Origin of the sequence: Acetobacter malorum (assembly GCF_001580615.1) — a bacterium.
GTDB lineage: Bacteria > Pseudomonadota > Alphaproteobacteria > Acetobacterales > Acetobacteraceae > Acetobacter > Acetobacter malorum.
The window spans coordinates 65,699-78,354 of record NZ_LHZC01000047.1 but is presented as its reverse complement, the minus strand read 5'-3'; the positions used below and the strand labels follow the sequence as shown (position 1 = coordinate 78,354).

The 12,656-nt window shown below is 60.5% G+C and carries 9 protein-coding genes and 1 tRNA gene; 6 read left to right on the top strand and 4 right to left on the bottom strand.

Features of this window, described 5'->3' with window-relative positions; genetic code table 11:
- Nucleotides 1-69 precede the first annotated feature (69 nt).
- Nucleotides 70-492 carry a hypothetical protein gene (locus AD930_RS07180; RefSeq protein WP_156476914.1) on the bottom strand — a complete coding sequence of 141 codons (423 nt, stop codon included), beginning with the start codon at nt 490-492 and terminating at the stop codon, nt 70-72.
- An 88-nt stretch (nt 493-580) separates the two neighbouring features.
- Here AD930_RS07180 and metH point away from each other — a divergent pair, with 88 nt between their 5' ends.
- From metH to purF, 5 genes are all read left to right on the top strand, one after another.
- Nucleotides 581-4,087 (top strand): methionine synthase, encoded by a 3,507-nt coding sequence (metH, locus tag AD930_RS07175; protein WP_061505693.1) that lies wholly within the window; start codon nt 581-583, stop codon nt 4,085-4,087.
- Nucleotides 4,088-4,174: 87 nt separating this feature from the next.
- Nucleotides 4,175-5,923, top strand: a complete 1,749-nt coding sequence (locus AD930_RS07170; protein ID WP_061505663.1) for a Na/Pi cotransporter family protein — start codon at nt 4,175-4,177, stop codon at nt 5,921-5,923.
- Nucleotides 5,924-5,955: 32 nt separating this feature from the next.
- Nucleotides 5,956-6,360: a hypothetical protein gene (locus tag AD930_RS17750; RefSeq protein ID WP_082781744.1), complete on the top strand. Its 405-nt coding sequence runs from the start codon at nt 5,956-5,958 to the stop codon at nt 6,358-6,360.
- A 15-nt stretch (nt 6,361-6,375) separates the two neighbouring features.
- Nucleotides 6,376-6,900, top strand: coding sequence for a CvpA family protein (locus AD930_RS07160; protein ID WP_061505662.1), 525 nt, complete (start codon nt 6,376-6,378; stop codon nt 6,898-6,900).
- A gap of 46 nt (nt 6,901-6,946) precedes the next feature.
- Nucleotides 6,947-8,425: an amidophosphoribosyltransferase gene (gene purF / locus AD930_RS07155; protein WP_043549328.1), complete on the top strand. Its 1,479-nt coding sequence runs from the start codon at nt 6,947-6,949 to the stop codon at nt 8,423-8,425.
- 81 nt (nt 8,426-8,506) lie between these two features.
- Here purF and AD930_RS07150 read toward each other — a convergent pair whose 3' ends face one another.
- The 3 genes from AD930_RS07150 to AD930_RS07140 are packed head-to-tail and all read right to left on the bottom strand — an operon-like array spanning nt 8,507 to nt 12,399.
- The gene (locus AD930_RS07150; RefSeq protein ID WP_061505661.1) at nt 8,507-9,214 is read right to left on the bottom strand and encodes a PqiC family protein; all 708 of its coding nucleotides are present in this window, start codon (nt 9,212-9,214) and stop codon (nt 8,507-8,509) included.
- Nucleotides 9,215-9,217: 3 nt separating this feature from the next.
- Nucleotides 9,218-10,921, bottom strand: coding sequence for a PqiB family protein (locus tag AD930_RS07145; RefSeq protein WP_208598580.1), 1,704 nt, complete (start codon nt 10,919-10,921; stop codon nt 9,218-9,220).
- A complete protein-coding gene (locus AD930_RS07140) occupies nt 10,918-12,399 on the bottom strand; it encodes a paraquat-inducible protein A (protein ID WP_061505660.1) in 1,482 nt (493 codons plus the stop codon). Before AD930_RS07140 ends, AD930_RS07145 begins: the two co-directional genes overlap by 4 nt.
- Before the next feature lie 172 nt (nt 12,400-12,571).
- On the opposite strand from AD930_RS07140, the gene AD930_RS07135 reads away from it, so the two are divergent.
- Nucleotides 12,572-12,647, top strand: a tRNA-Thr gene (locus tag AD930_RS07135).
- Nucleotides 12,648-12,656 lie beyond the last annotated feature (9 nt).

Sequence of the window (12,656 nt, the reverse complement as noted above, 5' to 3'; positions counted from 1 at the left end):
TTATGACAGGGTGTGGGGATGACCTCAAAGTGTTTCTCGGTCTTCATCCCGCCAGCCTGTGTTATTTTTTCAACAAAGACAGGAAAAACGGCTGGAAACTGCCTCCAGCCCATAAAGAGAAAAAACCAGGGGATCAGACTGGAGCGCCTTCATCAAACCTGTCCTGTCCTGCGGGAGACAAATCAGGCAAAGCGTCTGAAAAAAAACACATTTCCCTCGAGCCCGCTCCTGTATCAGACTGATCAGAAAGCGCCCCAGCTGCCCGCCTCCCTGACAGCAGGCGCAGCCGCCCCCGTGGCCTACACCCTGCGTCGGCAGGCTCCATGTCCGCACGGCACCCCATCCGGCCTGCTGCGCCGTGGAGGGCTGAACACCAAGAAAGACCGCCAGACTGCCGGACTGCGCCTGCCCCTCCGCATCCTGCACGGACATCAGTTGCAACCGTATCCGCCGGTCCTCCGGCCCTTTCCAGAGCAGAGGACTGGTAGACACAGATGCCGCTCTCTGGAATAACACTCTACCCTCCGGACCGGCGTCCGACCGAGGCTCTTCTTCCCGTTTTTTGTGATTTATGGGTGCCATGTCTTCTCGTCTTCCGCTTCTCGATGCTCTGCGCAATCAGGTCCTGCTGTGTGACGGAGGGATGGGTTCACGTATCCAGATGCTCGATCTGGATCTGAAACGGGATTACTGGGGGCAGGAAAACTGCACGGAAATCCTGACACTCTCGCGCCCTGAACTGATCCGGGAAATCCACCGTGGCTATTATGAAGCCGGGGCGGATATGGTGGAAACCAACACGTTTGGTGGCTCCCCTATCACTCTGAGCGAATTTGATCTGGCTGACAAGACACGTGAGATCAACCGCAACTCCGCCATTCTGGCGCGGGAAGCTGCGGAAAGCTTTGCCGATGGCCGCACCCGCTATGTGGTGGGCTCCGTCGGACCGGGCACTAAACTGCCGTCTCTGGGCAACGTGGATTATGACACGCTGGAAGCCGCCCTTGCCGAGCAGGGACGCGGCCTGATTGAAGGCGGCGTGGACGCCATCCTGATTGAAACCTGTCAGGACACGCTCCAGATCAAAGCTGCCGTCAACGGTATGAAAATCGCCCGTGCGGAAATGGGCACAACCACGCCAATTTTTGTGCAGGTAACGGTCGAGACCACCGGCACGCTGCTGGTCGGCCCGGATATTGCTGCCGCAGCCACCGTCATCCACAGTCTTGATGTGGACCTGATGGGTCTGAACTGCGCTACCGGGCCACAGGAAATGGCGGAACATGTCCGCTGGCTGTCTGAAAACTGGCCACGCCTAATCTCCGTCCAGCCCAATGCGGGCCTGCCCGAACTGGTGGACGGACAGACCCGCTACCCCCTCTCCCCCGAAGACATGGCCACGTGGGTCGAACGCTTTATTGTGGAAGACGGGCTGAACATGGTGGGCGGCTGCTGTGGCACCTCCACCCCGCATATTGCAGCGCTCGACGCCATGCTGCGCCGCCGCGCGGAAGGCACCGGCCAGCACCGCCCGGCCCCTGTGCCCAAAAAATCCGTGTGGGTTCCATCTGTTGCCAGCCTGTATTCTCAGGTGCCGCTGCGGCAGGAAAACGCCTATTTCTCCATTGGCGAACGCTGTAACGCCAACGGCTCCAAAAAATGGCGCGAACTGCAGGAAGCCCATGACTGGGATGGCTGCGTGGCCCTCGGCCGTGAGCAGGCCAAGGAAGGCTCCAACGCGCTGGACATCTGCACCGCCTTTGTCGGCCGGAACGAGCGGGCAGAGATGGATGAAGTCATTAAGCGCTTCACCTCCTCCGTCAACGCACCGCTGGTGATTGATTCTACCGAAACCCCGGTGATTGAAGCAGCCCTGAAGCTGCATGGTGGCAAGCCCATCATCAACTCCATCAACTTTGAAGATGGCGAAGGTCCGGCAACGGACCGCATGCGTCTGGCCCGCAAGTTTGGCGCGGCTGTGGTCGCATTGACCATTGATGAAGTCGGCATGGCCCGCCGTCCGGAAGACAAGCTGCGCATTGCCACCCGTCTGGTTGAGTTTGCCTGCGAGAAATACGGTCTGCCGCAGTCGGACCTGATGATTGACCCGCTGACCTTCACCATCGCCACGGGTGCGGAAGATGACCGCAAGCTGGGCCAGTGGACGCTGGAAGGCATCCGCATGATCCGTGAGGCCTTCCCGGATATTCAGATTGTGCTGGGTCTGTCCAACATCTCCTTCGGCCTGAATCCGGCGGCCCGTGCCGTGCTGAACTCGGTCTATCTGGACCACGCCGTAAAGGCTGGCATGACAGCCGCCATTGTGCATGTGTCCAAAATCCGCCCGCTGCACATGATTGCCCCGGAAGAAGTGAAGGTTGCGGAAGACCTGATTTTTGACCGCCGGACGGAAGATTATGACCCGCTGCAAAAGCTGCTGGCCCTGTTTGCCGACCGTAAAGCGTCTGAAGCCGTTAAGCGCAAACGCGCAGAAACTGTGGAAGAACGCCTGCGCGACCGCATTGTAGACGGGGACCGCAAGGGGCTGGAAATCGATCTTGATGAAGCGATGGCCAAAATGCCGCCGCTCGAAATCATCAACACCGTTCTGCTGGATGGCATGAAGGTGGTGGGCGAGCTGTTTGGCTCCGGCAAAATGCAACTCCCGTTTGTGCTGCAATCGGCTGAGACCATGAAAGCCGCCGTGGCCCATCTGGAGCCCCACATGGAGCGCACCGAAGGCCAGCATCGCGGCACCATGGTGCTCGCCACCGTCAAGGGGGACGTGCATGATATTGGCAAAAATCTGGTCGATATCATCCTGACCAACAACGGCTATCGCGTGATTAATCTCGGCATCAAGGTGCCGGTAGCGGACATGATTGAAGCCGCCCGCACGGAAAAGGCCGACGCTATTGGCATGTCCGGCCTGCTGGTGAAATCCACCGTCATCATGCGCGAAAATCTGGAAGAAATTTCCCGCGCCGGGCTGGATGTGCCGGTGCTGCTGGGTGGTGCGGCCCTGACCCGCAATTACGTGGAAGAAGACTGCGTGGCCGCCTACGCCCCCACCGGGCGTGTGGCCTATGCGCGCGATGCGTTTGACGGCCTGACCCTGATGGATCAGATCGCGCAGAAAGGCTTTGACGATTATTTGGCCGCTGTCAGCAAAAAGCGCGAGGGCAAGGCCACCCGCCGTAACGCCCGTGCGCCGGAGCAGGCGGAAACACGCGGTTTTACGCCCATCGACCCCGCTGCCGCCCGTGCCCGGCGCGAACGGATAACGGCGGATGAGCCGCAGCTGACCCCGCCTTTCTGGGGTCCGCGCGTGCTGACCGCCACGCCGGAAGCCATTCTGCCATTCCTGAATGAGCGCGCGCTGTATCAGTTCCAATGGGGCTTCCGGAAACAGGGGCGCTCGCTGGATGAGTTCCTGAAATGGGCCAAGCAGGATCTGCGCCCCATTCTGCGCCGGATGCTGGACCTGTCCGCCAAGGAAAATATCCTCTCCCCTCAGGCCTCCTATGGGTACTGGAAAGCCGCCGGTGACGGGAATGACCTCGTGCTGTTTGAAGAAGATGGCACGACCGAAGCCGCCCGCTTCACCCTGCCCCGCCAGCCGCGTGAAGATGGCGAGTGCATTGCCGACTTCGTGCGCGATATCAACGACGCTGAGCGTGATGTCGTCGGCTTGCAGGTGGTCACGGTAGGCCAGAAGGCGTCCGACATTGCGCGCGACTGGTTTGAAGAAAACCGCTATCAGGATTATCTCTACCTGCACGGCCTCTCGGTCGAAATGGCGGAAGCCATGGCGGAATACACCCACAAGCGCATTCGCTCAGAACTGGGTTTTGCCGCGGATGATGCGCGGGACATGGATACGCTGCTCCAGCAGGGCTATCGTGGATCTCGCTATTCCTTCGGCTATCCGGCCTGCCCGCGGCTGGAAGACCAGCACCCGATCCTGAAGTTACTGGATGCGGAGCGGATTGGGGTGTCGCTTACGGATGGGGATCAGCTCCACCCGGAACAATCCACCTCCGCTCTTGTTATCCTTAACAAACATGCGAAATACTTCACTATCTGAGACCTGCCCGGGTCTGTCACCCCTCTCTGGTCAGGGGTAAACCGGGCACCCCGGTCCTGACCTCTGCACCAGAAGGGAACTGCCACCTTGGAACTGCTGACACTTGTTGATCTTGCCGGAAGCGTCGCCCTGCTGCTGTGGGGCGTGCATATGGTGCAGACCGGTGTGCAGCGGGCCTGTGGCGCACGGCTGAACAGCCTGCTCTCCCGTATGCTGGGCAACCGGTTTCAGGCCTTCCTGACCGGCCTTGGCATTACCGCCGTCCTCCAGTCCTCCACTGCAACCGGGTTGATGATTACCGGTCTGGCCGCCCGCGGACAGCTGGAACTGGCTCCGGCGCTGGCCGTCATGCTCGGGGCCAATGTCGGCACCACGCTGATTGTTCAGCTGCTCTCTTTTGATGTCGCAGCGATTGCTCCTGTTTTTGTGCTGACCGGCGTCATGCTGTTCCGGCGCGGGCAAGGCACATGGCGGGATTCCGGGCGCGTCTTCATCGGTCTGGGGCTGATCCTCATCTCCCTGCGGCAGTTCCTCGTGCTGCTTGGCCCCTACACACACAGGCCGGAACTGACCGCCGTACTGGGTGCTATGAGCTCGCACGATCTGGCGGCCGTGCTGCTGGGCGCCGTGATTACATGGATCAGCCACTCCTCCGTGGCCACGGTCATGCTGATCACCACCTTTGCCACCAGCGGCACCATTCCGGTGGAAACGGCACTGGCGCTGGTGCTGGGGGCCAATATCGGCACGTCCATTAACCCCGTGGTGGAAGGTAGCCGGACAGATCTGACCGCCCGCCGCATTTCCATGGGCAACCTGCTGGTGCGCGTGGTGGGGGCTGGCCTGCTGTTGCCTGGCCTGCCCTGGCTGAGTGCGATCGTCGCCCGGATAGAACCGGATGCCGCGCGTCAGGTGGCGGATTTCCATACGCTGTTCAACATCCTGCTGGCCCTGCTGATGATCCCGCTGCTCAACAGCTACGCCCGCCTGATGATGCGGCTGATCCCCACCCCACCGCAGACAGCCCAGCAAACACCCGGCACCCCGCTCTATCTGGACCGGCTGCTGCTGGATAAAGCGCCTCAGCTTGCCGTGGGCAGCGCCACGCGGGAGGCCATGCGGCTGTGTGACCTGCTGGCCTCCATGCTCCATGCCATGCGCGATGGCCTGACCTCGTCCGACCCGGCCCGCGCCGGAGCCGCCCGCCCGCTGGGCAACGCCATGGAGGATCTGGGCAACGCCATCCGCTCCTATCTGGCCGGACTGGACCCGGAGACCGCCAACCAGCGGGAAATGGACCGGGCTGAGGATATTCTGGCGTTTACAACCCAGCTCCTGCACGCTGAGGATATTGTAGAGCGCAGCCTTGTGCCCATGGTGCAGAAAATGGCCCGCCAGCGCCTGCACCTTTCGCAGGATCTACTGGCTCCGGTGCTGACTATGGCAACCCAGCTGACCACCAACCTGAATGTCTGCGCTACCGTTCTGCTGGGCACCGAGCGTGGCATGCCCAACCCGCTGAACGGCCAGAAAGACTTTTTCCGCACTCTGGAAATTGAGGCCACCACGGCCTATTTCGAGCGCCTGCGTAAACAGACCTCTGACGCCTCCTCCCCAACAGAGAGCCATGACATCTCGCTACAGGATGAAGAAGTGACGTATCAGCTCACCCTGCTGCGCGACCTGCGGCGCGTGAACACACATATTGTCGCGGCCTCCACCTACCCCATGACACCGGGCGAGGATGAGCTGTTTGTGCAGGGACCGGCCGAACAGCCTGCAACACAGACGGCTCTGCCAGACCACGCCTCCCCCAATCCCCCGCAGGACGGTTGACCAGCCTCCCCTGTCCCGCCCATCATTACAGAATGCCGCACGTGTCCGATCCTAAAGCTCGTCCCACCCTTGCGTCCGGGCAACCGTCTGCCCCGGCAGGACCCCGTACGGACACCGCACAGACCGCCCCCTCAGCAGAGGAGCGGACTGTTATCAAGCGGCTCGGTCAGACGATGGGGCAGCATGCCACAGCCTGCACGGCAGCTTTTATTGCCGAAAACCACTCTGATATTATCCGGGAAAGTGCTGCCTTCATGCGCAGTCTGGAAGCCATCTGGACGGAAGAAGGGGTCGAGCCGGCAGATGTGTGGACCGAACTGCTCCGCCGGATTGAGGTGGGCGACCTCTTCCTGCGCCTGAACCAACCGCCGCACCGCAAGAAACTGAACGGCAAAGCTGTCCGCCCCTGGCGGATTTCCACCAGCAAGCTCCCCTGAGAGACGTTTGCCCCCATGGCCGCCATCGACATTCTTTCTCTTGTAATTGTGGGGCTTTCTGCCCTGCATGGTCTGTGGCGCGGCTTTACGCGGCAGGCGCTGGGCCTTGGCGGCTGGATTCTGGCCATTCTGCTGGCCTGCCGTTTTTATCCAGTGCTGATTCCGTGGACGACCCCGTACCTGTCCAACCCTCTGGCCGCCCATGCCGCCGCGTTCGTCATCCTGCTCCTTGGGCTGCTGATTGCCGCAACCCTGTTCTCTGCCTTTGTCGTCCGGCTGGTGCATCTGACGGCGCTGGGCGGTCTGGACCGCACGCTGGGGTGTGGCTTTGGGGTCATACGCGGTGGGTTACTTGTTGTGCTGCTTTTTATGGCTGCCCAGTGGTTCATGATGCCCGAAGATATGGCCAGCCTTGAAGCAAATGGGAGACTGACCCCTTATATTCGTCTCGGCGCAGCCTATATCCAACCATTCCTGCCGGTTTTCAGTGCGAAAGGGGTTGCACCGAATCTCTCCACGGGTCATGACGCCACCTTGTGATCTCTTGCGGCCCTATGCCGGCTACTTGCGGAGGCCCTGCGCACCGATGCTCTCCCACCCGACACTTCCTGAAGCACCTGCGGGTGCCTCCTGCCATGATGACGACCATCCGCATGAAGAATGCGCCGTCTTTGGTATCTGGAACGCCAAAGATGCTGCCGCCCTGACAGCCCTTGGCCTGCACGCCCTCCAACACCGGGGGCAGGAAGCCGCCGGCATTGTCTCCTACGATGGCCGCTTCCATTCCCACCGTGGACTGGGACTGGTTGGCGATGTGTTTAATGACCCCCGCGTGATGGCAACCCTGAAAGGGGACCGCGCCATTGGCCATAACCGTTACGCCACGACGGGGGCGACGCTGCTGCGCAACGTGCAGCCGCTGTTTGCCGAGTTCGCCTTTGGCGGTCTGGCCGTGGCTCATAACGGTAACCTGACCAATTCTGATTCCCTGCGTCAGGAACTCATCCGCCGTGGCTGCCTCTTCCAGTCCACCATGGACACGGAAGTGTTTGTCCACCTGATTGCCATCTCCCTCTACGCGACTGTGGAAGATCGCCTGATTGACGCGCTCAAGCGCGTAACGGGTGCCTATTCTCTGGTGGTGCTCTCTCAGGATGCCCTTATGGGCGTGCGTGACCCCATGGGTGTGCGTCCGCTGGTGCTGGGCCGCCTGCCGGGTGAAGACGGCAAGGAAGGCAGCTGGGTTCTGGCGTCTGAAACCTGTGGCCTCGACATTATCGGCGCTGAGTTCGTGCGTGATGTGGAAGCGGGCGAGCTGGTCATTATCGACGATAACGGCATCCGCTCCCTGCGTCCGTTTGGCGATACCAAGCCCCATTTCTGCGTGTTTGAATATATCTACTTCGCCCGTCCGGACTCCGTGCTGGAAGGCCTGCCCGTTTATGCCGTACGTAAGCAGATCGGTAAGGAACTGGCGCAGGAAAGCGGTGTGGACGCCGATGTGGTGGTGCCGGTGCCGGACTCCGGCGTACCGTCCGCCATGGGGTATGCAGAAGCCAGCGGTATTCCGTTCGAACTGGGCATTATCCGCAACCATTATGTAGGCCGGACCTTCATTGAACCCACAGACCAGATCCGCAATCTGGGCGTGAAGATGAAGCACTCCACCAACCGCCCGGCACTGGATGGCAAACGGGTTATTCTGGTGGACGACTCCATTGTGCGTGGCACGACCTCCCGCAAGATTGTGGACATGGTGCGTGCTGCCGGGGCCAAGGAAGTGCATATGCGCATCTCCTCCCCGCCCACCAAACATTCCTGCTTCTATGGCATCGACACGCCTGAGCGCAGCCACCTGCTGGCTGCCCAGCATGACCTTGCCACCATGGCGGAACTGATTGGTGTGGATAGTCTGGCCTTTATCTCGCTGGAAGGTCTCTACCGCGCCATGGGCCATGAAAGCCGCGGTGCCTACCGTGAACGCTATTGTGATGCCTGCTTTACCGGGGACTACCCCATTCCCCTCATCGACCATGATCGGGAATTCGGCCCCGATTCAGCCTGAGGCTGAACCGAGACCCAAAAAAGGCGGCCCGGAATGGGGCCGCCTTTTTTATTGTCCGGGGTTTGCGGGAAAGCCCGGATTTTATTTCCGATGATGAGATGCAGAGCCAGAAGCCCCGGAGTCCGTCGTCTGGGCGTCCGGCACCGGCGGCATCATCCGCAGTTGCGCTGCGGCCTGATCCGCCAGCTGGCCGAGAAGCTGGCTAAGGGCCTGCACCATCGCCATCGTGCCGGAGGAGACCGCAGGCGCCTGCACAAGCACCCGCTGCATATAGAACTGCCCGCTGGTATCCGGAGCACCCGCCTGCGCGCCCTTGACGGACAGCGCGGCCTCAATCTGCACCGCACCGGACGGACCGGTGGAGAACCGCGTTACAGAGAGCTCCACATAGGCCTGTGGCTCGGTGGAGACCGCATCATTTTCTGCAAACACGCTGGTGCCCGGCAGGCGCTGTGCCAGATCCCCCGCAAGGGCGCGGCTAATCTGCCCGGCCAGCGAATCCCCCCATGCATCATTGGCAGCAACCGTCAGCTTGTAGCCCGTGTCCGCCGTGACAATGCGGTCCCGGTCCAGCCCGGAGGCGATGGTGGGCTGACGCACCTCCACAAAGCGCGGACCACCCGGCGCAGGCTGCCCCGGTACGACAGAGAGCGTGTAGAGCGTCGGCCCTGCCCCTCTGGAGCAGGCCGTGAGCGTCGTTGCCATCACACCCAGTCCGGCAGCCCCCAGCAGCAGGCTACGACGAGGGAGAGGAGCCTGAAGGCGGCGTGAGGAAGAAGAGTGCGTCATGCTTTACCGTCCCGATATCAGCGCAGTGGGGTGGTTGGTCAGGAATTCAGACAGGAACCGCAGAGACCGCGCAGCCTGCCCAAGCTGGATGACCATGGCCTGAAGATTGCGATGGAAATCACTATTCCCGCCATAGCCCGCCAGCAGGTGGTTGGCATTCTGCAGGGTCTGATCAAGCTGGTTGGTCATTTCCGGCAGACGCTGCATCAGCGGACCCATCCCACTCCGCAGCTGGGTGCTCATGACCTGAAGATTTTTCAGAGACTCTTTCAGGCTGGAGAGCGACTGCTTTACATCCGGGCTGGTCAACGTTTTGTCCGCATTGGCCAGCAGGTTGTTAGCGTTCACCCCAATCTGTTCAAACGGCATATCGGCCAGACGGGCTGCGACGGTTGAGAGGGAATCCATAATCCCGCTCATGCCACCCGCCTGACTGGGGATAACCAGCGTCGGCCCTTCCATGGTGGTGGTGGCTGGCGGCGGGTTCTTCACAAAATTCAGCGAGATCATGGTCTCGCCCGTCAGCAGACTAGCGCTGTCGGTCGAGGCGCGCAGGCCGTTGGCCACCAGCGTCTTGAACATGTCTGTCAGCGCACCGTGGCGAATTTCGTTGGCAGCCAGCACGCGCTCCGGCTGGATCTGCATGCCAATGCGCACGCGCGGATGCCCTGCCTTCTGGTCCAGATCCAGCTTCACGCTGGTCACGCTGCCAATCTGAATCCCGAACATGGTGACCTGACTGCCCGGAGCCAAGCCCTTGACGGAAGAGGTCACATACGTCGCCAGCGGCACACGCTCGTGATAACCAGCGCTCTCGGCGTCGGCCTGACTGTCATACAGTTTGAAGACGGTATCCGCCGGGGCTTCATCATGCGGCGTTCTGTCCTTATCCCGCGGCAGGCCAAAGGCCACACCACCTGAGAACAGGGCCTGCAGAGACTGCATCTGCACCTTCAGCCCACCAGCCCCAAAGCCAACCTGCACGCCGGAGACGTTCCAGAACCGGGTATCCGGATACAGGTAATGGTCATACGGCTCACGCACAAAAAGCTGGATGAGGATCGGCCCGCGGCCACCGGGCGGCATGGTGTAACCCAGCACTTCCCCCACATCCACATCGCGGAAGAAGACGGGCGCACCCTGCCCGATAGAACCGATGGTGGGCGTAATAAGGGTATAAGTGCGCCCCGGCTGGTCAGACCGCACACCCGGAGGGGCTTCCAGACCACGGAACTCAGTCTTGCGCTGGGCTGTGGTCGGATCACTCCCTTCCAGACCGGGGTCAAACGCAATATATGCGCCGGACATCAGGGTTTCGAGCCCGGTGATGCTCGCGCCGTTAATGCGCGGACGCACCACCCAGAAGCGGGCCTTGTCCGTCAGCATGGGGCCGGACCCGGCATTCATGCGGATGCGCACGTTCACATGCCGCAGGTCATCCGTCAGAGAGATGCCCTCCACCGTGCCCAGCACCACGGCCTTGTTCTTCACCTGTGTCTGGCCACTTGTCAGGCCATCGGCGGTGTCAAACACAACGGTGATTTCCGGCCCGTTATTGGCAAAGCTCTTCCAGATCAGAAAACCCGCAATCAGCACTGAGAGGACGGGAATAATCCAGATGATGGAAAACCGGATACGACGCACGACAGCATCTGGCATTCTGCTGTCATTTTCGTCGGGTGACTGATAATGATTCTGTCCGTTCACGCCCTGTCCGGCTCCATGTTATCCTGATACGCACTGGCCTGTACGGCCGTGTGACCACGCCGCCGGCCTTTGCCAGCGGTGCGGGCATAAGCCGCATCACCATTTTTACCTGCGGCATCCCACATCAGACGCGGGTCAAATGTGTGGACCGCAAAAATTGTCAGCACCACAACAGCGGCAAAACAAACCATACCACCGTTGGCTGTAATACTTGCCATATGGTTAAAACGCACCATTGCGACAAGAATAGAGACCATAAATACGTCAATCATCGACCAGCGGCCAATAATATCAATAATACGATACACTTTGGACCTGAATGGCAGATGCCTGTGCGACTTCCGCCGCGTGGTCTCTACCATGTAAGACAGGCCAATTACCTTAAGCACCGGCACCGTCACACTGGCAAAAATGACAAGCAGGGAGAGCGGGATCATCCCATCCTCCCAAAGCTCTATTGCGCCTTCCACAATGGTATGGCCAGTCCCGGCCCCCATGCGGATCACGGTCATGACCGGGTAAATATTGGCCGGCAGATAAAACACAATCGCCGAAACCAGCAGAGCCACGGTGCGGCTCATGCTGTTCGCCTTGCGATGCCGCACCACATGCCCACAGCGCGGGCAATAGCCGGAGGGCTCCGTGGGGCGGACCGGGTGGTCAAACTCCAGCACCAGTCCGCAGGAGAGGCAGGAGACGCGGTTGGCAGACGGCAACAGCGGATCATCCTCGCCCACAGCCACAAAGGTAAGTGGCACGCGGGGGCCACGCATGGGCCGCATGAAGGAATCAATCTTGCGGTGCCGCCAGATAATTTCCGTATCCAGCGTGGCGTCCGTCGCGGCCATGGAGACCATCAGCCCGGCCACCAGATAAACAGCGGCTCCTACCTCCACAAACGCCAGATCCACCAGCTTGGTGTAGGCCACAAACACGCCCAGAATGTAGACTTCCACCATGGACCAGGGGCGCAGCGCCTCATACCACTTCATCAGATGCGGCACCCAGGCAGGCAGGCTGGGCCGGAGAGCAGCCGTCAAAATCATGCCCATCATGGCAATAACGATACCGGGGGCCAGAATGGTCGCAATAGCCACCAGCACACCGACTTCACCCCAGCCTTCATGCAGGAGTTCAATCGGCCCGGTGAGGATATCCACCGTGCGCTGCCGGCCATACAGATCGAGCATCATGAGGGTGGAAAACAGCATGGCCACATACAGGGCCGCCGAGGTGATGCAGAACGCCAGAGGTGTTGCAATCGGCGCAGTTTTGTTCCGCCGGTCGAGCGACTGGTTACAGCGCGGGCAACGCGCCTGCGTCCCGGGCTTTAGCTCGGGGAGTTTCTGGACAAGCCCGCAACACGGACACTCCATAACACCTTCAAGAACCTGAACGTGCCGGGTGTTATCCACCGATGTATCCTGAACAGGCATCACGGCTTCACGCATCAGGGCGGTAAATTGCGACACGCTCATAAGAGTGATCTTAGAACGAAAAAATCCTGAGCGTAATAGTCATGTCATAAGATTGCAGCCATGCGGGGGTGGCACGGACCATCCCAGCGTGCAAAATATCTTCTGATTTCCGCATCTTCCCCCGTTGCGTTTCCTGAAGTGCTATGATACTCAGCCCCTCGAAAGTGAGTATGCCCGCTTAGCTCAGTTGGTAGAGCACGTCATTCGTAATGATGGGGCCGGTGGTTCGAATCCTCCAGCGGGCACCACTTTCGGTT